Genomic DNA, 23803 nt, shown 5'->3' on the forward strand with positions numbered 1-23803 from the left:
CAGGCCTTCCAAAATTTTAAAACCTGAAGAGAGCATTCATTTTAGATTCTTTTTCCGGCATGAATTCATGTTCCACGAGATAAACCTTTCCGCCCATCTCGATTGTTTTTTTTGCTGCCAGATTCAGCAATGAAGTATTATGGTTGTTACGATTTTCATGGAATTTCACCTTCATTTTATCTTCATTATACTCCCCCCATAGCTCGGCCCTGTTCTCGATAAAAAGCGTATCTACTTTTCCCTGATGGACAGCAGGGATGATGTCGCTTACTGCTGAAGTCGTGTTTTCCGTTTTGCTGAGTTCCCTGTATTTTTCAATCTTTTCATCACGGGTTTCATTAAGATAGGGTTCTGCTACTTTTAAAGCTTTTTGATGGATTCCAAGCAAATCTGTATCATTAGGATTTCCATGAACTACTTGATCTATCAGGTTATTATAGGTATTTGCTTCCTTATAAATAGGAAATAAATAATCCTGACAGAAAACAACCAGTGGTAACTTTTCCTTATTCAGATACTTCTTTAACCCCTGGTCAACAGCCCTGAAAAATTGTTTTGCTTCTTCTTTTTCGTCTCGCTCACTACCACCATGACCATGGAACTGTGTTTTTTCACCACCCTCAGCCTGAGTACGGAACTGCAGGGCTTTTTCCTTATAATCATATCCAACTCTTTCTTCAAGTCGGGAAGGGGTTAGATCGTCTATTTTTACCGGTGTGATACTGAATCTTGAGGCTTCATAAAAACTAACATCTCCTAACTGTATGGCCAGGATGTTGAATTTTCCATCCCCCGTCATAGCAGGTACGAGAGGTTTGACGTAAAATTCTTCTGATATATAATGATAGGCTTCAAAATTCACCGGTAAGGTATATTTTTCAAAAAGATCCGGGGAGGCAAAAATCGCCAATCCGTCAGACTGATGTCTCCAGAAGTCGCGGTCTTCAAGAAGCTTTTCAATGGGGTCTCCGATTTTATTTATAAGAGCATCATCTTTTCCTTCCTCTTTAAGCTCTTTTCGTATCTGCACCCATTCGGAGTGTAAGTGCTTTTTATTCTTTTCTTCCAGCACTTCCTTTCCGGCCCTTTGGGTAGGTATGAAAATGGAAACACATACCTCATTTTTATGACCGGCAAGCTTTTTAAATTCTTTCTCATTAATCATCGACATAACTTCAATTTTTAGCGGTTAATTACAAAAGATAAGATACGCTTAAAGCCATAGACATCAAAGCTAAGAGCCCGTTCTTAGTGCTAAATCTTTCTTAATTAATCTCAAGAATTTTAAAAGAAATATTAATTCAGAAGTTCCTTTTTAAAGCTCGTCATCGGGTTCTACATGAATGAGCACATCGGCGATCTGTGGATAGTTCTGAAGTATTTTATCTTTTACCTTGTGCGCGATATCATGTCCTTCCTTTACGCTTATTTGAGCGTCCACAGCGATATGAAGATCTACATGGTAAGTCATACCTGTTTTTCTTATATAGCACTTTTCGGTCTCTACAACTCCCGGATGATTATGCGCGATCTTTCTAATCTGACTTTCGATTTCATCATATCTGTGCTCATCCATCACCTCACCTAATGCCGGGCGAAGAATGAGATAGGCGTTGTAAAGAATAAATCCTGAGGCGAAAAGAGCAGCCCAGTCATCAGCATTTTCATAACCTTTTCCCATTACAAGGGCAATGCTTATACCTACGAAAGCCATAAGGGACGTTATTGCATCACTGCGGTGATGCCAGGCATCAGCTTTTAATACCGAGCTTTCGGTCTGCTTTCCTTTTTTCGAAACTACCCGGTAAAAAGTCTCCTTTATAATGATTATGGCGGCCAGTACAAGGAGAGTATACGGCGCTGGCACCTCATGTGGAGTATTGATGTTTTCTATACTTTCGTAAGCAATTATAGTTGCCGAAACTATTAAAAACCCTACCACGATAAAAGTGAACAGAGGTTCTGCTTTTCCATGACCATAAGGATGATTGTCATCGGCAGGCTTTGAAGCATACCTTAAACCAATAAGTACGAGAATAGAGGAAAACACATCGGTGGTAGATTCTATAGCATCTGCAATAAGAGCATAGGAATTCCCGAAAACACCTGTAATGAATTTTGCTATTGCAAGTAAAGCATTACCTGCAATACTTAAATAAGATGCTTTGATAGCTTCCCGGGCTCCCGGCTGCATAGAATTACTTTTTTAGGTTTGCTAAATTAGGATAATTTATTACTTCAGTTGATTATAAATAAGCAAAATTCCGCTGATAACCATCAGTGTAATCAGGAGTTTCCTGAAGGTACTGCTCTTCATTTTTGAAAGGAATTTTTTACCGATAATATTCCCAACTACAGCCCCCAGGCCTAGTGCAATCCCGTAAATCCACAATTCAGCATATAATAGGCCAAAGAACGTATAACTTCCAATTTGTGAGATTCCCAGGAAGAATGAGTTGACCGTTTTGGTGGCGATAAGCTCTTCCTTGTCAAGTCCCAGATTAAGATAAAAAGGATTCAGAACCGGCCCCAATGCCCCGATGATTGTACCTATTAGAGATACCATAAATCCAAGTGGAATGAAATACCAGAGTTTTACAGGAAAAGAACGTTCTTTCTTTCCGAATCTATATTGAAAAACAGTGCTTATAAGAAAAAGTCCCACGAGAATTTGTAACCAGGAAGCTTCCACTTTTGAAAAAAACCAGCCTGCAACCCAGGCACCAATCATGGCCGCCGGGACATAATACCAGAAGACCTTCCAGTTGATATGTTTCCAGAATAATATGAGTCTGGCAGGCCGCCCAATAAAAGTACCAAGGTTAAGCACCGGAGCAGTTTTAGTGGTGCCTATCAGAAAGTTTAGAGTGGGAACCAGGATCAGTGCCCCACCACCACCGGAAATTGTAGATATTATAAACGCAACAATTCCAGCCATAAAAAGTAAAAGGAGAAAAAGAAGATCTATATCCTGAAGAATTTCCACCACTCAAATTTAATTACCACCAAACTACAAAAAAGCTTTTATAACCCGTTTTTGTCTTCATCCAGATAAGAGGGGATTTCTGTTTTTCGAAGAAGGCCTCAATTGTTTTAATAATTTCAGAATGACTAAACCATTCCTTGTTAGATTCAGGAACAGCGCTCCAGAATCTTTTGGGCGGACTAAAAAACAGGTTCTCCTCCCATTCAAAATTCAAAAACTCTGAAAACCTATACCATTCGCCTTCATGGCACTCGGGGTTTATTTCAGAAGCTTTAGTAAGCTGAAGTTCGTTAGGTGTGAATAACTTTGCCTTGAAACATAGTTGTTGTTCTATTCCTTCTGGTTTTATACCTAATTCTTTAAGATATATGCCGGTCTCAGGTTTATATAAAATAGGGAACTGCCTGGTATTTAATTTATCCAGCTTTTGAGAAAAACTATCCCTTCGGTTAGGACCTATCCACCTGTTGATCCCTGGCGAGAGTTGTTCATCATAGATATAAAGCTTGTAAACCAGCTCTACATGTAAAGGCTTAATTTTTAGCTCATCATATACAAGAAAATCTAGTTCACCCAGAGTCTGTTTATTATGAACGATCTGAATATTCGAATCTATGAGCCGGTACCTTTCCGAATGCTTAATGGCAAGCTTGAAAAAACTTTCCATCCTCTTTCCCAGTACAGAGTTACGTGGATGTTCAATTTTCTCAAGGTCATTTTGAAGCCTTTCGGTGACCTGAACATCTGGAAAATCAAAGGAGGGGAAATCAGTGATCCTGTCTTTAGGCAAAATAGAGGGCGTGGAGCAGAATCCGGTAAACTGAGCTTTGAGGTGCATCAGTTTTTACTTTTTATCGGGATCCAGATCTTTTCTTTTGAATCAGGGTCTTCCGGACCTTTATATTCTTCGCCGAGGACCTCAAAATGTGGTCGATTGTCTAAATTATAATCAGAAGCTGGTAGCCAATCCTGAAATATGAATTTTGAAGTTTCTGCAAACTCCTTGGCCGTACCATGATGTACAAAAACAGCGTAAAGTCCGGCAGGAATTTCCAGAGCCTGCAATCCTTTTGGAATGAAACTATGATCCTGGGTTTCCATCGCAGCCCATTTTTCGAAAACCGACTGAGAATCGAACTCCTCATTTATAAATTTTTCACCATAGATCTGGACCGAGAAAAGATCATCGTTCTTATTATTTTTAATGGCATCACGGGATTGCATGAATCTTTTCCAGAGGAGACTGGTCTTATCATTGGCAAGACTGGTAGAGACTTTTATCCCTACCAGTTTCTTTTCTTCTATTTCTATAATTTCAGGTTCCTGCATTCAGTCTTTTTTGTAAGGTTCTATTTCAAAATTTTCTGGTGGGGTGGCCCCCATAAGATGTTCTACAAAATAATCCCAACGGCGTCTCATCATATAATAATAGTCTTTTCCATAGCCATGTCTGGCATGAGGAAAAATGATAAGATCAAAATCCTTATTGGCTTCAATAAGAGCATCTACAACAAGATAGGTGTTATATGGAGGAACATTGTCATCCATCGCCCCATGGGCCAGTAGAAGCTTTCCTTGCAGGTTCTCCGCAAGGTTCTGATTGGCCTGCTTTTCATAATTTGAAACCCCATCAGCGTCCTTTGTAAGAAGACCAATATATCTTTCTCCCCAGTCATCTTCATAGTTCCTGTTATCATGGTTTCCAGATTCTGAAATTCCCACCTTATAGAACTCAGGATATTTGAACATTGCAGCGGCAGTGGCAAATCCTCCTCCTGAATGTCCCCATATGCCTACATGATCAAGATCCATATACGGATATTTTTCGGCCAGTTGCTTAATCCCGGAGATCTGATCTTCCAGGGTATTATCGGCCATGTTGCCGTAGCAGGCATCGTGAAAAGATTTAGACCGGTCCGGATTACAGGTCCCGTCTATAACCACGACAACAAAGCCTAATTCGGCCAGAGCCTGGTGATCTCTTCTGGATGGATAGAAGGAACGGCTGCCAACACCACCTCCCTGCGGACCGGGATAGACATAATTGACTACTGGATATTTCTTATTTTCATCCAGATGGGTAGGAGTGAACAGGAGTCCGTAAAGATCCCATTTTCCATCTCTTGATTTCACACTAATTGGCTTTGGGGCTTTCCAACCAGCTTCTTTCAGTCTGGAAATATCTGCTTTTTCAAGTGTGGTGACCAGTTTTCCTTCTATTGTTCTTAACTGGGCCACATTGGGAACATCGGGTTGTGAATAATTGTCTACAAAATACTGACCATCTGGAGATATCGATATTTTATGATTCCCGTTTTCGGGAGTTAGTAATTTTAAATTCTTTCCATCAAAATCCACGCTGTAAAAATGGTTGAAATAAGGATCGCGACCTTCTTCCCGTCCATTAGCCAGAAAATATAACTTGCGTTTGTCTTCATCTACTCTCAGTAATTCAGTAACAACAAAATCTCCTTTGGTGATCTGATTCTTTAATTTTCCTGTTTCTGAATCATAAAGATATAGATGACCCCAGTCGTCCCTTTCAGAATACCAGATGATCTCCTCAGATTCAGGAAGGTAACGCCAGTTGATGGAACCCTGACCTGATTCATACTGGGTTTCTACTTTTTCTTCAAATATATCCCTTACTTCACCGGTTTCGGCATCAGCAATTCTCATTTTAGCCGATTTATGGTCGCGGGAAGTAGAAACGAAAGCAAGTTTTGTAGCATCTTCGTTCCACTGATTATCATCAAATGCTCCCGAACATGAAATATCATCGCATAAAGTTCCGCGCCTCGGATCTGCAGGCATATCAAGTCTTATCACTTTTGGATCATCAACTTCAATGATCACACGGTGAATTTTGATTATTTCCTCGTCGGTAGGAAGGGGGTATTTCCATTCCTGCAGTTCTGGCGCCCCAACTTTTGTGGAGGCGAGGTACATATCGCTTACATGTCGCTGGTCTTGCTGATAGGTAGCGATCTTTTCAGAATCTGGCGACCATAGAATAATAGCTTTATCGCTTTTGCGCCAACCGGCATTATCGGTAGCATAACCAAAATTCTTTTCTCCATCGGTGGTAAGTTGGGTCTCTTCACCGGTTTCAAGGTTTCGCATCCAGAGATTCCAGTCTTTTATAAATGCTACTTTCTTCCCATCTGGCGAAAGGATCTCATTACGGGTGTAGTTCTTTTCTCCATCATTCTCATGAGCTTCTATCCCAGATAATAGTTCCTTTTCGCTGGAAGCCTTTTGTTTTCTACCATTTTTGGGATTAACCAGAATAAATTCTTCACCATTTTCGGTAGAGACATCATACCAGAAACTACCATTCTCTAACCATTGTGCGCTCACATAACTTCGGTCTACAAGAGAAGAAGTATTAAAACTCAGGAATTTTGTGGCGTGTTCATAATCCTTTGCAGTTACCGAATCTCTATCGGTTTGGGGATAAACGGCAACAGCCATTAACAGGGAAATAAAAAAGAATTGAAGTGATTTTTTCATGGGGCTTATTTTCCGAATTTTATGATGTAGCAAGATAAAAAATAAACAGGGCTTAAAGAAAGCCCCGTTCAATGAAATTTAATGAGAGTTTCTACTCTAGAAGAACCTTTTCATGTTTTGGATATTTAACCTCATATTTCAGGATTAGTTCCTTCTGTTCTTCAGGTTTTAAATTAAGTGTCCAGGTAATTTCCCCTGTTTTCTCGTTAAGTTTCCCGTTGGTTAATTCTACTTCGTCTACATCTATTTCATTGATGGCTGGTACCGGGATTTGATCGAACAAAGTAAGTTGGATAGGCTGGGATTTCTTATTCCGGGCTAGGATCCTGAATTCCCTGGTTTCAATTTTATTACTGCCAATCGTTCTTCTTTTAGAGAACTCGTCTATTTTTTCTCTTCCTATAACAATATTCCTGTCCTTTCCCAGGGAAATGCTTAAGGTATCGCTTAGAGATTTGGCATCCAGGACACTTCTGCCCACGAAGGCATCTTCAAAGAAAAGATTTGCTTCTCCTTCAAGTAAATTATATTTATCCCAGTCAGTTATTTTAGCAAGAATATAAGCGCTATTGTCAAGTTTTGGTACTGAATAATATTCGTAGTGTGTTTCTATTTCATACTCAGTGAGATCTACAGCTAGTTTTTCACCCGTTGATGGTATGGAATAAGGCTTATCCACTTTAAATTCAACAGTGGTCTGGTTTTCAATGGCAGTTGTCTCAATTCTACGTGCTGTATTCGCTGAAGATGTACCTCTAATTTGGATACCTTTTGCTTTTCCCTGCAGCTCTCCACCATAAGCAGTAACCACAACTTCTTCCAGTAATGCCTGATCTGTTTCAAGTTTTACATCCATCCGGTTCTGGCTAATGGGTAACTCCCTTATTTTATAACCAACATAGGAATAAACCAGATATTTTGCATTGTTGGGCAGGGTTAATTCATAATTACCATCAAAATCTGTTTGGGTGCCCACTGTACTTCCTTTTACGATTACATTTACACCGGGGAGAGGTAAACCATCTTCATCCAAAACCTTTCCCTTAACGTTCGCTACATTTGGATTTATCCTGTCATATACCGATTTAAATATCGTATTTCGAGCGTAATTCAAATACCAGGTTTCCAGTTCTGGTGCCACTCCACTTTCATTGGGGTTTCCATTTGACAGCTTAAGATTTACATTTTCCCAATCGACCCCTGTATTCTGATAAACGTCTGCTTTGTAGTTCAGGGTGAGCGGTGATTCTATATCTTTTACGCGAAGGTCATAATTTGGGTACCAACCAGCATTTTCAACTAAATATGTGATCCTGAAATCGGCACTGGTTGAAATATCAGATTCTACCCTGATCTCTATCTTGCCTGAAGGAAGATCTTCCTGAAGGTTTATATCGGCAATCTGTCTGCTTATTTTGGTTTTTTGTTCATTAAGATTCTCTATTAACTGCTGTGTTATTATACCTTCTTTTTTAATTTGAGATAATTCCCGATCGTAAAATTCTATTGCCTGTTTAAGTTGAGTGAGACTCGCACCACTTGTTTCACCATTAAGATCCTTATTCTTATCAAGAAGACTTTCTTTTTCAGCAAGCACCTGAAGTCGTGACTCCTGTAAGGCTATTTGTGATTCAATGTTTTCTATCCTTTCCTGAAGGCTATCAATTTCATTGCTTTTTTCTCTCTCATTCAGGTAATCCAGCTTATGTTTTACAGAAATCACAGTAAAATCACCTTCAGCCTTCACCTGAACGCTCTTGTCGTCCATAAAAGGAGAAAGGTTTTCAAGAATAATTTTTGTTTCTCCGGAAGATATTCTGGTTTCACCCTTTCTGGTTACCTGGGCACCTTGAAGAAAAACAGTAACATCAGTGATTTTTGTATTTAAATTTTTTTCCGGGTAGGTCTGAGAGAAGACCTGCGTACTTATCATGAGTACACAGAGGAGGTATTTTTTCATAGAGGGGACAGGTTAATTGGTTTAGATTTGAATTATAAATATTTAATTCCAAGCCTGAAACTTGGTTGCCTGTAGGGAAGCTAATGCGAAATATAACACAAAAATTTTAATCGAGATCGTAGCAATCCATCCAAACTCCTGTATCTCCTTCAAGCCTATCCTTTATTGGAGAGTCATATGTTATAAGGACCTTATTATCTGATAAAAAGGCCATACCTTCAGCTTTGTCGGCTCCATGTTCTAATTCTGCTCCGCGGACAACATCAAATAATCTTTCTGCATCATGGATTACGCTGGCATGCTGATCGGGAAGTCCCCCTTTAATTCTATAAATACTTATAGTTCCATCAAGATCCATGGTAGGTCCGGCAAGAAGGTACAGGTCTCCATTTTTTGTAATGTTGAGTTCCCGGATTCCCATTCCCCTTAGGTCTATAAAATGTTTTCTGTAAAGCTTTTCCTCGATGGGCCTCTTAGATAAAAGTAATTCACCATCGAATTCCTTACAGCCAATTTCAAGTATTACCGCAAATCCGTTCAACACAGGTCCTCTTAAGCCTATAAAGATCCTGTCTTTATATACGGCCAGACCTTCGATATCAAAACCATTATCCTTACAGGGGATCATCATGAAACGCTCAAGGTGCTCATCTCGCATCAGCGCATTATGAAGTTCGGTGCTTTTCGTGCCACCGCGCAGCATGAGAGGCCTTATCTTTTTACCTTTATATTCAGCTTCATTCAGAAGTTCATAACTGCCATCCTTTTTGATACATGGGATGCAACCCAGGCTAAACCGATTTTCATCGATGTCTACATCACTAAGATCATCCAGCTGTTCCTCGAGGGAGTCATCAGGATCTGGAGAGTCCCTTTTTAGGCTCATACTTCCGCAAAACCATAAGAAAGGCTCCTCATAGGCCAGTGCTTCCATATCGGCTTCTCCCTTGCCGCCGGGCAGATCGAAAAAATCAAAGAGTTCGTAATGTTTGTGATAGCCAAATCCCCGTTCTGTCCTGGTTAAGCGTTCTATTCCCGCATCTTCGTCATAGCTCAGCCACAGATTATCATCGGTAGCCAGACTACTGGAAATTTCATTTCTAAGATCCTCAAGGTTGGAATAGTTCTTATCGAATTGTATCAGGCATTTATGGGCAGGTCTTTTCTGATTTGGCTTCATTGCAATTTTTGATTTCAATTTAACCAGATTTAATCAATAATAAAAAAAGCCCCTTTCGGGGCTATGATGTTTTGATTGATGATAAAATCATGATATTTTATTCCGCAGTTACGGGATCTATTACCTGCATAACCTCGCTAATCGCATTCACCGGAAGTTCACCAAGATCGGCATGTTTCTTTATCATTTGTTCATTTGGCGCGATATAAATGCAATAGATTTTGTCTTTAGTGACGAAACTTTGCACCCACTGTATCTGTGGCCCTAGTTTTTCAAGCACTTCACAAGATTTTTGAGAGATCGCCTGAAGCTCATCCCGAGACAGGTTTCCGGCATCTTCAAGTTCTCTTTCTACTACATATTTTGGCATGATCGCTATATTTTTCAGTTGAAAGCTGAAACCTTCTTCAATATGATTTTAGCTATTCTTCCCTTCCGGAATGAAAATACATAAGAATGAATAAGTTATTGGAGGAAATTGCCAGTTTTGAAGCCTTATAAAATTAAGAATTTTTTTAAATATTTCTTCCCGGTTTCGCTGTTATTTTAATTGTAGAGCGAATTAAACCGGTATTATTTGTTTTTATTCTGAAGGGACTCTGAATAATGAATATATTTGCCTGAAACTATCGATTTTGTTCAGAAAACGATTCTATTACTTTATTAAAATGCAGTATTTGGGATACCGCCTTCACGGGTGGCAGAAACAGCCTGATGTAAAAACCGTTGAAGGTTTAATAACCAAAACTCTGGGTTGGGTAATGCCTGAGGCCAAATGCAAGATCCTTGGTACCAGCCGGACAGATGCCATGGTATCTGCTGAAGAATCGGCATTTGAACTGTTCCTGGACCATGAACCTTTGGAGGACCCGGATGAATTTCTTGATCTTTTCAATAAAAACCTTCCGCAGGATATAAGAGCATTGAGCATAGAAGAGGTAGATAAGAATTTCAATATCATTCAGCATTCCAAAACCAAGGAATATGCTTACCTGTTCAGTACCGGAAAAAAGTTCCATCCTTTTTGTGCTCCTTTTATGGCCAATTTCCAGGAAGATCTGGACATAGAAAAAATGAAACAGGCAGCAGAACTATTTCAGGGGACTCATAATTTTAAGAACTATTGTGTTCGGGTTTCAGATAAAAGCACTTTTGAACGTGAAATGCTCAGGTCTGAAATTGTGGAGAACCAGCTATATACTGCTAATTTCTTCCCGGAGAAATCATATATCTTTCATATACATGCGGCTGGATTTCTAAGACACCAGGTGAGGCTTATGATGGGTGCACTGGTTCTGGTGGGTAGGGGAGAATTGAGTCTGGATGATATAAAGGAAAGTTTGCTACCCGATAATTCTCATTTTCAAATGGATTATATCGCTCCGGCTTCCGGACTTATTTTGAATAAGATCGAATTTGACTGATGTATCAGGTGTAAACCTGAATTATGAATGTTCTTCTTTTTCAAGGATTTTAAGTGACAATTTCAAAGTCTCGTACGAAATGGCTTCCTCAAAATATTCGTAATAAGTTTTCAATGATTTTGGATTTTCAAGTTCTTCCTTCGCCTTCCTCACAGCCTTAAGATCTGATTCAGGTACAAACTGGTGAAGATCTATCTCTTCGCCTTCATCATATAGTTTGATTAGATGTGTGAAAATCGTATTTACAGCGATTCCCCGCTCTTTTGCTATTTCTTCAATGCTAAGACCATTCTCGTATAAGGATAATGTGGCTTTATAAGTGTTTCCTTTTTTTACTCTTTTAGGTTTATCTCTCTTTTCTTTACTGAAAGCGATTATTTCCTTTATAAAGCGATATCCGTAGTCCTGCATTTTCTTCCGGCCAACACCATTTATAAGCATGAATTCAGAATCAGACATGGGGCGTTGCCGTTCCATTTCTTTTAGTGCTGCATCATTAAAGATAAGGTAAGCGGGAATTCCTTCTTCGCGTGCGATCTCCAGCCGAAGTTGTCTTAGCCTTTCAAAAAGTGAACCTGACACCGAAGTGGCTTTTTCCTCTTTCAATTTAGCTTTTTGTTCTGTCACTTCTGCAAGCTCGACCTTTTCATTTTCGAAAAGAACTTTTTTTGCCTGTTCTGTAAGCTGAAGATGATTATTCCTGTCAAAGGCTATTTCAATATATCCCAGATTAATAAGTTGAATAAGATATTGCTGCCAGTTATGCCAGGAAATATCTTTTCCAACTCCGTAAGTAGTGAGTTGTTCATAATTATTCCTTCTCACGGTCTCGTTCTGGGCTCCTCGTAGAACATCAATTACGGTTGAAATAGGCTCAGAGGCTTTTAACCGAAAGATACAGGAAAGTGCTTTCTGTGCTATTATGGTGCCGTCAAAAAACTCTGGCGGATTTCTGCAAATATCACAGTTACCGCAGTTTTCTTCCATAAATTCTCCAAAATACCCCAGCAATATTTTTCTCCTGCAACTAAGCGCTTCAGCATATTGTTTCATGCGATCGAGCTTGGCCAGCTGTACGTCTTCATTTTTAGCATTGGAAGCGAATTTCTGTAACTGGATCACATCAGAATAACTATGAAACAGAAGAGTATCTGATGGCAGACCATCCCGGCCGGCACGTCCAATTTCCTGATAATAGCCTTCCAGGTTCTTCGGCATATTATAGTGGATCACCCATCGAATATTCGATTTATCGATCCCCATACCAAAGGCTATGGTGGCGCAAATGATCTGTTTTTCATCATTTATGAAGTCTTCCTGGATCTGTGAACGCTCAAGATGATCCAAACCGGCATGATAGGCTTCGGCTTTATATCCTTTAATTTTTAGTTTACTAGCCAGCTCTTCAGTGGTCTTGCGGCTCAGACAATAAATGATTCCGCTTTCTGTTTTTCGGTTCTGAATGAAATCTGCAATCTTTTCAAAACGTTTTATTCCTGGTTTTACCTCTAAGCTTAGGTTCTTGCGATCAAAAGAGGCAACATGTTTTTTAGCTCCCGGAATATTAAGCTGCATGCAAATATCATTGCGTGTGGCTTTATCGGCAGTAGCAGTTAATGCAAGAATAGGGGTGGAGGGGTAGCGATTCTTCAGATAACCCAGCTGAGTATAGGCAGGCCTGAAATCATGACCCCAGCTGGAAATACAATGGGCCTCGTCAATAGCAATAAGACTCACTTTTTCATCATTAAGAAAACGATCAATAAACTGAAGGCTTTCCGGCGCTACATATAATAGTTTGATCTCGTTCTTATCTATCTTTTGAAAAATAGCTTCTTTATCGGCTTCATCCTGACTGCTATTCAGGTAAGCTGCAGGAATCCCATTGGCGTTAAGACCATCTACTTGGTCTTTCATTAGAGCGATAAGAGGTGAGATCACCAGGGTGATTTCAGGTAAAAGGATCGCGGGCAGCTGATAACAGATAGACTTACCGCCACCGGTAGGCATGATCACTAAGTTGTCTTTAGCCTCAAAGACTGAATTGATAATTTTCTCCTGTAAAGGTCTGAAATTCTCATAACCAAAATATTCCTTCAGTGTATTTAGCAGCACTCCTTTTTCCATAGCCGCAAAAATAAAATTAAGCCCCGGTTTTAAGGAATAACTTTAGGCTAATTCTAATTTTAAATGGGGAAGCGGCAGATTTATTTCTTTAAAAGTGCCGTTAATGGATTATTATTACATTTATAAAAAATATTTTTCCGCTTATGGCCCTTAAACCAAAATCCTTGTTATTACGGCGTCCTAAAAATACAAAGACGGTAAACCAGATCCCTGGTACCATGACCTATGTAGGGAGAAAGGAATCTGCAACTACCAAACTTGATGTAATAGACTACAATCTTGAGAATTATGAAAGATTTACCTCGACCTCTACCGAAGATGCTTTCAAATTTGTAGATGAAGACAGGATTACATGGTTCAATATCGACGGTTTAAGTAATGTTGACGAAATAAAAAAACTGGGCGAGTATTATGAACTTCATCCTTTAATACTGGAGGATATTGTAAATACGGGTCAGCGCCCAAAGATCGAAGAATACCAGGATTATCTTTTTATAGTCTCAAAAATGCTTTATTACAGGGATGGTAATATTGAGAACGAACACATTAGTATGATAGTAGGGCGTAATTACCTGCTTACTTTCCAGGAATCAGATGGTGATGTGTTTGATTCGGTAAGGGAAAGACTTGAGAATGCAAGGGGGAGAATAAGAGGCCGCACTGCCGATTATTTGATGTTTGCACTTTTGGACTCGATTATTGACAATTATTTTCTGGTGATAGACGATATCAGTGATCGTATAGAGACCCTTGAGTCAGATCTTTTTACGGCAAAGCCGCAGGAGAATATTACCCAGGAGATCCAGGAGCTAAAAAGCACTATATTAAGGATCAGGCGCTCAGTTTTTCCTCTACGCGAAGTTGTAGGCAGGCTGGAAAAAATGGAAAATGGTCTTATCAAGGATAGTACCATCAATTATATTAGAGACCTGCATGATCACATTGTACAAATTTCAGAGAACATAGAGATCTACCGTGAAATGGTCTGGGGATTGATGGACCTTTACATGACAACAATAAGTAATAAAATGAATGAGGTGATGAAGGTTCTAACTATTATGGCCAGTATTTTTATACCTCTTACCTTTATTGCCGGTATCTACGGAATGAACTTTGAATATATTCCCGAGCTGGAATGGAAATATAGTTACTTTGTACTTTGGGGCATAATGATCATAATTTTCCTTTGCATGCTTTATTATTTCAAAAGGAAGAAATGGCTCTAAACTTTAAAACAATAAAAATGAAAATTTCAGGCTTGTTACTGATTCTTGGATTATTGCTGGTTAATCCACTTAATGCCCAAATGGAAAATCAAAAACTGACAGATTCGATAAACCGGATGTATGTTGGGACATATACCAAAAAAGAAGGCCATGTTGATGGTAAAGCAAGGGGCATTTATTTGCTTAATCAGCATTCAGACTCGGGAGATCTTGAATTCGTTTGTACGGCCGCAGAGGTTACAAACCCGTCTTTTGTGAAGGTGGGTAAAATGGGTAAATATCTTTATTCCGTGAGCGAACTGGGGCCTAATGATGCTGAAAGCGGGTTTGTTTATTCTTATGAGATACAGGAAGACGGATCTTTAAGGAATATAGGGAAACTAGGAACCGGTGGATTTGCTCCCTGCCACATTGCATTGGACCGATCGGGGAAATATGCCTTTGTTAGCAATTATGTGGGAGGTGTGGTTATGGTTTACAAGATCGGCCCTGATGGAAAACTCGTCAAAAACCAGGAACTTAAACTTGAATCTCCAGATAGTGCTCATGCCCATTCTTTAAAAGTAAGTGGAGATAATAGATATGCATATATAGCCGATCTTGGCAATGACAGGATATGGATCTATCATTTTGACAGAGCAGAGGGAAAGCTAACTCCGCATGACCAGAAATTTGTGGAATTGGAACATGGAGCGGGGCCACGTCATATGAGCTTTGCAAAGAATGGAAGTTTTGCCTATTCGATAAATGAGCTTAACAGTACAGTGAGCGTATTTGCCGTTAAAATGAACGGTGGTCTGGAACTAATTCAAAATATTTCTTCCTTGCCTGGAAACTATAAGAATAAGAACTCTGCCGCCGATATACATCTGCATCCTGATGGCAGATTCCTCTATGTATCTAACAGAGGTCATAACAGTATTGCTGTCTTTGAATTAAATTCTGAAACCGGAAAGCTTAGCACCGTTGATTTTGTTCCTGTAGCCGGAAAGACACCCAGGAATTTTGCGATATCCCCGTATGGTAAATATCTCTATGCTGCCAGCCAGGATACCGGAAATATTACTGTTTATGATATTAATGCCGAAACCGGAAAACTGAAAATTCACCAGGAATTATTTGAGATCAAAACGCCGGTTTGCCTGGAATTTGTAAAGTAGAAGCTTAAAGTCTCATTCGGTATGCAACCCCGGCTTTAAGACTTAAGTTTTTTATTAGTCCGGAGTCAAGCTGGGATTGATATATCAATTCCTCTGACCTGTCAAATGCTTCATAATCGTTTATCTGGTAATTTCCCACCCTTGCATAAAGTACAAGTTTTTCAGTGATATGTTTTTCAATGAAAAGGGAGGTTACAAGGGTTTCTTTCCTGAAATAATAGATTTCCGGATTTTCCCTGATAAGGTACGTATTAAGATTCCAGTCACTTTCCAGGCCAGTGTACAAGCTATTTTTTTTGAGTATCCATTCCCAGCGAATTACTGACGGAATCAGAATATACAGATTCCATTTCTCACTTGGAAGCCAGTGAATCCCTCCAATGGGGAACAACAGATTCTTATCAACCTCCTGATTAAAGTACATCCCGGCGAACAATTTTAAGGATTCACTTTTAACATGACTGAACATGAACCAGCCTCCGGTTTGCAAATCTTTAATCTGAGGTTTGAAATAATCTGAATTCAGTTTGAACCTAACCTGGGTTAACAGGCTCCATTCCTTATCTTTCCAGAAGTGCAGATATCCGGCACTGATAAAGTTGGAGTAGAGATCAAGCTCCCTGCCGGTATAATCAACATCCTGGAATTTAAAGACTTCAGAAGACAAAGTTCCAAGGATATAATCTTCATTTTTTAGTTCTACACCCAGATTAATCCTGGCCTCAAATCTGTCAAAAGAGAAATCTGATGCATTTTCGGGAGAATATGCAGAATGCTCGTAGGCTATATTTGCCACATCAAAATAGGATTGAGCAATCGCTATTGGCATATTAAGTAATACCAAGACCAATATTGACCTGCAAATAAATTTATTCATATTCCATTATTTATTATCCCATTGAAAGTTCGGCCGCCCTGAAGCGGTTCATTTCACGGGTTGTGATGCTGTCTCTGAGTGTCTGGGGAATTAGTTTACCTAAAGTTAAATAGAATTTGTTTCATTTTGATTTGATTCAAAATCATATTGAAAATTTCTATTCCTTTCATTGAAGGTTCTAATTTCTTTCGACATGGATAATTTTCCATCTTTCCTATTGCATGCCTTGCATCTTATACAGGAATTCTTTAAACCGCACATAATACTATTTTTTAAGAATTTATATTTTAAAAACATTGAGACCAGGGCATAAGTATGTGTTCCGTCGTATTATTCCATTTTGACCGATAATTTGGAATTTGTCTGCCGAGTATAGTTTGCTTTTTTTACTTCCCCGGGAGGTTTGAAAAGAATATCAAATACTTCTTTAAAACTATTTGCGCAACCAATCTTTTTAAAGATATCTATCCATACGTGGAATACGAGGAAAACTGGATTGTAGGTTTTTGGCTGATCGAGTATTCCATATACTGGCTCTTCTTCTTCTTCCTGGAAGGTATTGAAGATCCTATCCCAAATGATGAAAGTGGATCCATAATTTTTATCCAGGTATTTCCTATTCCTTCCGTGATGAACCCTGTGATGAGAAGGTGTTACAAAAAGATAGCTATACCATTTAGGTAGTTTTTTAATCATCTTTGTGTGAACAGAGAAACTGTATAGAAGGGCTAATTGATGAACGATATAAAATACTACTGGATGAAAGCCCAAAAAACTTACAGGTAGATAAAAAATGATCTTTATACCCTGAGTCCATGACTGTCTGAAAGCAGTAGAAAGATTAAAGTTCGTTGAATTATGGTGTGTAACATGGGTTGCCCATAAAAAGTTAATTTCGTGAGAAAGTCGATGTGAAACATACCTTAAGAAATCCAGAACAATATAACATAGAATAGAAGTTGCCCAATTAACCGGGATACTCCATGGCACTGTATTATAGATCCACAGAACCAGTAAAAAGAACGCCGATTTAGTAAAAATTCCTTCTACTAAATGAACCAATCCAATGAATAATGATGTAAGGAAATCTTTTCCTTCATATAAACCTTTTTTGTCTTTGATAGTTAAGATCAACTCTATTAATGCCAGGCCAATTAGGATTGGCGCACCATATAGGATCAGATTTGGTGAATTTTGTAAAACTTCGTTTAATTGTACTGTCGTTTTCATGATTGATGATTTTTGATGATTGAAAATTCAGTTGATTCATTTTAAATTTTATGTAATCGGGCCTTAAAAAAGGTTCCGTGCACATCTACCTGAATACATCTGCCATCTTGGTAATGAAATAAATTGGATACGCCGTTTGGAAAATCAATGCGATATTGATTTTCTCCTGTTTTTTGTATATCAACCATCATCTGAAGGTTGTCACAATAGACCGAGTTGATATCTTTTGGTTCAGAAAAATAGAGAAGTACCAGGTTTGAAGTTATTTTTGGGTATTCAAAGATTCTTCGAGAATCACCTTCAGTAATCAGGTAACTACCCTTTTTGAATACCAGTTCTTTAATAGCTTTCTGATTTTCGTTTATGGATCTATTGACGGATGAAAAGATTAGTTGATCATTTTTATACCTAAATTTTTCGGTTGCATTCACACGAAATTTTTTGATGAAAGAAACTTCAATCCTGGAGAAAACCTCGTAATCTGTATAAGGAGAGTATTCTTTCTTTTCAATTACTATGGTACCGATACTTTTGTCGTTTTTTAGGATATTAAACTTTACCTGACTTTGCTGTGCTTTAGATACTGAACATATAAGCAGACCTATTAGAAGAATTAAAAGGGTTTTGAAGTAATAAACAGACTTTTTGTGATACCATTCTTTTAATATTCGATTCCAGTACTGAAATCTTCCTGATGCTATTTGTAATACAATTAGTAGCATGGCACTTCATTTTATGAGGGAAGATCGTAGGGAATAATTCCTTCAGGTTAGTAAACCAAAATTAAACACCAGTTAAAATATGGATATCCAGTATTTTATGAATTTGTAAGATTTCGGACGTCCGGAATTATATCCGGACACTAACAGGTGGTCTCTCTGTATTCCGATGGTGTTTGAGAAGTGAATTTTTTGAAAGCGGAATAAAAAGTGGATTTAGAGTTGAATCCACATTCAAGGCCGATGGATACAATAGTATACCGGCAGAAACTGTCATCGTTAAGCAATTTTTTAGCCTGCTGAATTCTTAAAGAGTTTATATAATCAGAGAAATTATAATTACTGTAGGTATTAATAATCTTAGACAAATGAGTAGGACTCATATCCAGTTGATTGGCTAGTTCCTCCAGCCCAAGATTTGGATCCAGATAACTTTGTTTTTCTATGATATAAGAATCTATTTTTTCAAAATCTTTTTGATGTTTTGAATTGAGTTCGTTCTGCCCGGAAAGGCTCATATCCAGTTTTCCTTCATTAATCTTTAGAGCTTTATTTGACGAAATTGACCTCCTAATGGAAATTCGGTCATTTACATTATGATAACGATAGAAACCCTGGTAGCCTATCCAGTAGATCAAGAGAGAAGTTCCCAGTTTAAGGGGAAAGTAAACGATCCGTTCCCCGCTAATATTGAAACCTATGATCCCTACTAGCCAGAGGAATAGAACAAAACCTCCCAATTTTAGAAAAATCCTGAGCCAGCCAATGTCATCATACTTTAAAATGAATGGGTACAGGTGCTGCTTTGCAAAAACAATCCTCAAACATTTATAAAATATGAACAGGTTAAAGATCGCATTGAATATCTCTTCAAAAATGTTATAATCTTTAATAATGGAATCATCAAGGTCTGCTAAAAAATAGTATGCATAGGCTATTAACCCAATCCGAAGTATGAGCTCTATAATAAAGATAATTATTGCAGGCTTTATATAGCTTTTTATCGTTTTTTGAATTCGTAAATAATGAATTAAGAATGCGTGAAAAGTTGGTGATATGAACATATACCAGGGGACCAGCAACTGTTTAAAAAAGAAATTATTAGTAGAAAATCCTACCTCTATCAGCCAGGCCTGCAAATTATTAAGGGAAAGAACCAGTACAGTAAGATTAAGGTATATTACTGCCCAGCCCACTTTTTTTTTGGTGATATGAATAGTGAAGATGTTGAACACAAATCCCTGGATCACACCGGCAAGCAAAATAAAGTTGATGATCTTAATTATTGTGTCCATCTTTCCGATTTATAAACAATAATTCCAGGTCACATTTATAATGTGTTGTAATACAATTAATTAAAAACGTGTAGGGAATTAGTCCTTTAAAATTAAGCAAAAAAAAGACAGCTGGAAAAAGCTGTCTTTTTTTGGTATATTTTATTTTAGATCAGACTTCCTTTACCACAAAAAATCCATCATTTCCCTGAGACTGGTATAATGGCATAAAAATATAGGCATCCCATTCACTCTTTACATCATTGCCATTTTGTTTGGCTAGAAGTTCTCCTTTTTCAATTTTCTGAAAATTCTCGTAACCCGGCTGCATCTCAAAAATATCACTATCTTCCAGGCCATGCCTATAAACGATCTCAAATGTTTTTTGGGGAGGGGCATTCTTTTTGGCAAATCTGTCTACGCACTCGGGGTAAGTTGAGATCTGGGAAAGATCAAGATTACAGGCTTCTTTTAAAGCTAGCCATATAACCCCTTCATGGTTTTCTACAGATGTCTTATCGGTATGCTGTCCCGCTTCAAATACAAAGCCAGTCATTCCGGTGCGGCTAAGATAATGATCGATATCTCCGGTTATAATATCACTAAAACCTCTAATAATGTAGGTTGGGAATTTATGTGCCCATTCATCATTGTCATTTACTTCCTGAACCGAAACGTAAGGAAGGCTGGGAGAGGAGGTGGTGTGACAGTCCAGGAAATACCTTTTGGTAAAATTTGATTCAGGGTATTCTTTAAGGATACCAATGATCTCGAACATTTCCTTTTTTTCATGGGTGTCTTTCACACCACTCTGAATATTCTCTTTTGTCCAGGTCCTGTTCAGGTCTTCATCTATATATCTATTGTTTTGATTCAGAGCTTTTTTGTTCCCGGCTACACCTATAATAGTACCTTCAATTTCAGGGTTTGTTTTTTCCAGTTCTTTAAAAACAGTTTCAAGTGCTTTTACTCCACTGGGTTCATTCCCATGTATACCACCGGTGACAAATAGTAAAGGCCCCGCTTTTCCAGAGCTGTATTTTCCGATGATTCTTGGGATCTCTTCTTTCAATTCTTCATTCATACATCACGAATATTAGTCCATCGTTGCAAGGGTCCTGTTTGAAAGCTGTCCCTCATATTGTTTTTTATATTCTACTTTTCTTTCTATTGCTTCTATCACATAATCTGTAAAAGGAGGTAGACCAATGTCTTTAAAGCGTTCCATTCCACCTGGACTTAAAACGTTTATCTCAATTAGTTTATCCTTTACAATATCAAGTCCCACAAAGAAAAGCCCATCCCTTATAAGTTTTGGTGCAGTAAGATCTACAATTCGTTGCATTTCAGGAGTAAGATCACTACTGTCTGCAGTAGCACCTAGTTTAAAATTGCTTCGGAATTCACCTTCACCTGCTACCCTTCTAATGATAGCTTTCTGTCCATCTTTTTCCATAACTTTCCCGTTCAATAAAAGAACCCTAACATCTCCATCTTTTACTGCAGGTAGAAATTCCTGTGCGATCACATAGCCCTGTGAGCTTAGATGTTCAATAATCTGGTTCACATTCTTTTCATGTTTATCTATCAAATAAACATCCTGCCCTCCAGAACCTTCCAGCGGTTTTAAAACCATATTCTTATTTTGCTTTTCCCAGAACTCTAAAAGCTGCTCTTTATCCCTGGTTATCAGAGAATCTGGTTTTATTTCTTCAGGCAGTTCTTCAAAATATAATTTATCTATAAATGCATGTGAAAGTGCATAAGCATCATTTAAGACAATTATATCCTGTTGTTGTATCATTCGGCCAAAAGCTACTCCTGCTTGTTCAGCCCAGTGTCTTCCAACCTCTTCAGTAGGGTTATTTCTTATAAAAAGAACATCCAGGTCTTTGGAATTGATTTTCTTCTTTCTCGCTTTTTTTCCCTGAAGCGCCTTTAAGAATTTAGCCGGTGACTTGGTATCTGTTTTTGTAGGTACCTGGGTGGCATTTATGGTAATGGGTGAATCGTGATGAAAATTAAAGTCACCAACCCCCATAGCATATACATCATGACCTCTTTGATGGGCCATATGCATTAGAGCGACAGAGGTACCATTAGTCTCGGTCGACACGTCATTTAAAACAAAGCATATTTTCATTTACATAGCATTTGTGGCAGGTTAAGTCCCTGCCTGATTAATTCTAATTTTTCACACATTTTTTCACTGTGAAGGTAGCTAGGTTTCACCTGAACTGGATTAAGTACTTTTCTATCTGTTAATTCCTTTATTATTCCAGTATGTTTTATTCCGTATTTTCCTGCGAGCAGAGGCTCATAATCTCCTCCGTTTTCCAGGTGTTCTTTTAACAACACCAAACCTTTTAAATAGATGATATCTTTTATAAAACCTCCACCCTGCATGATGCGGGAAGTAATATTGAACGCCCGTTCCGGAGAGAATCCGTAATCTATTTTTAGAAGCCGGAAAATTTCCTGAAAATCACCGCCCTCTATCAATGCTTCGCCGGCAAGAACCCTTCCGGCCAGTATTCTAAGTCGGTTGGCCGTTAAACCGTCAACCATGAACTCTGACATCACAGCAAGACCTTCCTGTAAAGGATCGTAATCTGCCAGGCCGTTGCTTAACTGGTGTAAAGGTTGATTACTGCCATTATAATAGGTAAGTACATGGGTTCCCACCTCATGTTGGATAAGTGCCTCGGCTTCCTTGCGGCTCATCCTATAATCTTCCGGAAGATATAACTCACCGTGGGATACCATCATTACATTCACATCCTTTCTTATGTGGACCTTGCACTTAAAATTCTCATCCTGTTTTTTATAAAAGTCGAATTCTTTTCTGGCCATACTACTAAAGGCCTTTGAATCCAGAAGATCTTTATCTTCTCCCGGGTCTTCTTCAGGCACCTGGTTTAATATTGCCCTGGCTTCTTCACAAAGGCCATTTTCCACACCTTTATAAAGGCGTATGCTGTCGTACATGAAATTTTTGGTACCCCGTTCCCCCAGCATGCTAATCTGTAAATCTAGTTCTTCCCTTTTCTCCCTGAAAAGAAAGGACATGGCGGGATCGTCTATATCTTCCATTTTCAGGTTGTAAAGCCTCCTTTTTAGAACATCGGGATCTACAGGTAATAATCTGTAGTGGTAATCTATTACATGATCATAATTGCTTGTAAAAAACTTTTCTTTTATATCGTGGATATTTGAAGGAGATACCAGCCATAAAAACTGGTAAGATTTTTCGATTTCGGTGAGTTCCTTGTCAATATCAAAAACTATCTTTTTCAGGTATTTGCGCCCCAGTGCATTGTAGCTGGCGACTCCACCTGAAGTCTGGACCCTGATGAATTCGAAAAATGAACGATGTATGGCTCGTATCAAAAAGTCCTTAAAACTCCTGAAAAATACGGGGTAAAGTTTATTATCCTCATTCCGGTAGATAGGAGGGATTTCAAGGCCTACTACCACTGCTCCACAGTTTTTAGCATTTTCTATTGTCATAAGGTGAATGTCACCTTCGGCTTGCCTGTTAGGAGTATCCAGGATTTCGGTATCCAGATAAATACCGGTAAACTCTGAATTTATTTCAAGAAAATCCTTTTTTAAACTGTCAAGGGCTGAAGGAAGTCGCTGAGCGGGCCCCTTGATCTTTATCTTTGAGGAACCAGAAGCACCAGCATAGATCTCAAAGAGTAGAAAAGCCTCAAGGTCTGCAGAAATTTTATCAGAGATACGATATAAAAGCTTTTGGTATCCGGGAAAATCCTGGTTTCCTATAACCAGGTAAGACGATTCATTGGTGACAAATCTCCGGGTACCTTTATCATTTTCCTTTCGCCTGTATATAACAAGGTAGGGTAGTTCTTTTTCAATATGCAAGATTCCTTTACCAGGCAAACTGCAACTGATCTCCTTTTCTTTTTCAAGAACTGTTAAAATTTGTTCAATGGAATTTTCAGATAGATCAGGTATTTCCTGCATTTCTTCAAAAACTTATATGTATAATGCTCTAATAGCATTATACATAGGGATTTAATGATTGGTTTTTACGTGTACTTAAACCTAATTTAGTAAGATTAATAGGGATGTAGCGGCAAAATTTAAGTTTTGACAATACT

Annotated in this window: 20 protein-coding genes; 3 read left to right on the plus strand and 17 right to left on the minus strand. The window is 38.5% G+C overall.

All coding sequences use genetic code 11. From position 1 onward, the window contains the following. Positions 1–16: 16 nt before the first annotated feature. The 9 genes from NE848_RS11385 to NE848_RS11425 all read right to left on the minus strand — a co-directional run bounded on the left by NE848_RS11385 (position 17) and on the right by NE848_RS11425 (position 10009). A complete protein-coding gene (locus NE848_RS11385; RefSeq protein ID WP_252113644.1) occupies positions 17–1171 on the minus strand; it encodes a baeRF7 domain-containing protein in 1155 nt (384 codons plus the stop codon). Between the two features lie 144 nt (positions 1172–1315). Beyond that, positions 1316–2194: a cation diffusion facilitator family transporter gene (locus tag NE848_RS11390; protein ID WP_252113646.1), complete on the minus strand. Its 879-nt coding sequence runs from the start codon at positions 2192–2194 to the stop codon at positions 1316–1318. A gap of 39 nt (positions 2195–2233) precedes the next feature. Then, on the minus strand, positions 2234–2986 hold the full coding sequence (locus NE848_RS11395; protein ID WP_252113648.1) for a sulfite exporter TauE/SafE family protein: 753 nt from the start codon (positions 2984–2986) through the stop codon (positions 2234–2236). Positions 2987–2999: 13 nt separating this feature from the next. Next, positions 3000–3824, minus strand: coding sequence for a DUF1853 family protein (locus tag NE848_RS11400; protein WP_252113650.1), 825 nt, complete (start codon positions 3822–3824; stop codon positions 3000–3002). Beyond that, complete coding sequence (locus tag NE848_RS11405; RefSeq protein WP_252113652.1) at positions 3824–4315, minus strand: GyrI-like domain-containing protein; 492 nt, start codon at positions 4313–4315, stop codon at positions 3824–3826. The genes NE848_RS11400 and NE848_RS11405 overlap by 1 nt, the downstream gene beginning before the upstream one ends. Further along, a complete protein-coding gene (locus tag NE848_RS11410) occupies positions 4316–6499 on the minus strand; it encodes a S9 family peptidase (protein WP_252113654.1) in 2184 nt (727 codons plus the stop codon). A gap of 91 nt (positions 6500–6590) precedes the next feature. After that, positions 6591–8459 (minus strand): DUF4139 domain-containing protein, encoded by a 1869-nt coding sequence (locus NE848_RS11415; protein ID WP_252113656.1) that lies wholly within the window; start codon positions 8457–8459, stop codon positions 6591–6593. Between the two features lie 106 nt (positions 8460–8565). Then, complete coding sequence (locus tag NE848_RS11420; RefSeq protein WP_252113658.1) at positions 8566–9657, minus strand: DUF3616 domain-containing protein; 1092 nt, start codon at positions 9655–9657, stop codon at positions 8566–8568. 79 nt (positions 9658–9736) lie between these two features. Further along, positions 9737–10009 (minus strand): DUF4242 domain-containing protein, encoded by a 273-nt coding sequence (locus NE848_RS11425; RefSeq protein WP_252113660.1) that lies wholly within the window; start codon positions 10007–10009, stop codon positions 9737–9739. 265 nt (positions 10010–10274) lie between these two features. Here NE848_RS11425 and truA point away from each other — a divergent pair, with 265 nt between their 5' ends. After that, positions 10275–11063, plus strand: coding sequence for a tRNA pseudouridine(38-40) synthase TruA (gene truA / locus NE848_RS11430; RefSeq protein ID WP_252113662.1), 789 nt, complete (start codon positions 10275–10277; stop codon positions 11061–11063). Positions 11064–11084: 21 nt separating this feature from the next. Here the strand turns inward: truA and recQ are convergent, their stop codons facing one another. Then, positions 11085–13190 (minus strand): DNA helicase RecQ, encoded by a 2106-nt coding sequence (gene recQ, locus NE848_RS11435; RefSeq protein ID WP_252113664.1) that lies wholly within the window; start codon positions 13188–13190, stop codon positions 11085–11087. A 143-nt stretch (positions 13191–13333) separates the two neighbouring features. On the opposite strand from recQ, the gene corA reads away from it, so the two are divergent. Both corA and NE848_RS11445 read left to right on the plus strand, forming a co-directional pair. Beyond that, entirely contained in the window at positions 13334–14416 is a 1083-nt protein-coding gene (corA, locus tag NE848_RS11440) for a magnesium/cobalt transporter CorA (protein WP_252113666.1), read from the plus strand. 17 nt (positions 14417–14433) lie between these two features. Further along, entirely contained in the window at positions 14434–15576 is a 1143-nt protein-coding gene (locus NE848_RS11445; protein WP_252113668.1) for a lactonase family protein, read from the plus strand. A gap of 4 nt (positions 15577–15580) precedes the next feature. Here NE848_RS11445 and NE848_RS11450 read toward each other — a convergent pair whose 3' ends face one another. From NE848_RS11450 to NE848_RS11480, 7 genes are all read right to left on the minus strand, one after another. Then, complete coding sequence (locus tag NE848_RS11450; RefSeq protein WP_252113670.1) at positions 15581–16453, minus strand: DUF6268 family outer membrane beta-barrel protein; 873 nt, start codon at positions 16451–16453, stop codon at positions 15581–15583. 330 nt (positions 16454–16783) lie between these two features. Continuing rightward, entirely contained in the window at positions 16784–17683 is a 900-nt protein-coding gene (locus NE848_RS11455) for a sterol desaturase family protein (RefSeq protein ID WP_252113672.1), read from the minus strand. Between the two features lie 41 nt (positions 17684–17724). Next, a complete protein-coding gene (locus NE848_RS11460) occupies positions 17725–18405 on the minus strand; it encodes a DUF6134 family protein (RefSeq protein WP_252113674.1) in 681 nt (226 codons plus the stop codon). Between the two features lie 140 nt (positions 18406–18545). Then, positions 18546–19697: a helix-turn-helix domain-containing protein gene (locus NE848_RS11465; protein ID WP_252113676.1), complete on the minus strand. Its 1152-nt coding sequence runs from the start codon at positions 19695–19697 to the stop codon at positions 18546–18548. A gap of 151 nt (positions 19698–19848) precedes the next feature. Further along, positions 19849–20760 carry a succinylglutamate desuccinylase/aspartoacylase domain-containing protein gene (locus NE848_RS11470; RefSeq protein WP_252113678.1) on the minus strand — a complete coding sequence of 304 codons (912 nt, stop codon included), beginning with the start codon at positions 20758–20760 and terminating at the stop codon, positions 19849–19851. Between the two features lie 12 nt (positions 20761–20772). Continuing rightward, the gene (locus tag NE848_RS11475; protein ID WP_252113680.1) at positions 20773–21819 is read right to left on the minus strand and encodes a glutathione synthetase; all 1047 of its coding nucleotides are present in this window, start codon (positions 21817–21819) and stop codon (positions 20773–20775) included. Then, complete coding sequence (locus NE848_RS11480; RefSeq protein WP_252113682.1) at positions 21816–23666, minus strand: peptidase MATCAP family protein; 1851 nt, start codon at positions 23664–23666, stop codon at positions 21816–21818. The genes NE848_RS11475 and NE848_RS11480 overlap by 4 nt, the downstream gene beginning before the upstream one ends. Positions 23667–23803: the final 137 nt, after the last annotated feature.

The sequence above is a fragment of the Gramella jeungdoensis genome (genome assembly GCF_023805255.1).
Taxonomy (GTDB): Bacteria; Bacteroidota; Bacteroidia; order Flavobacteriales; family Flavobacteriaceae; genus Christiangramia; species Christiangramia jeungdoensis.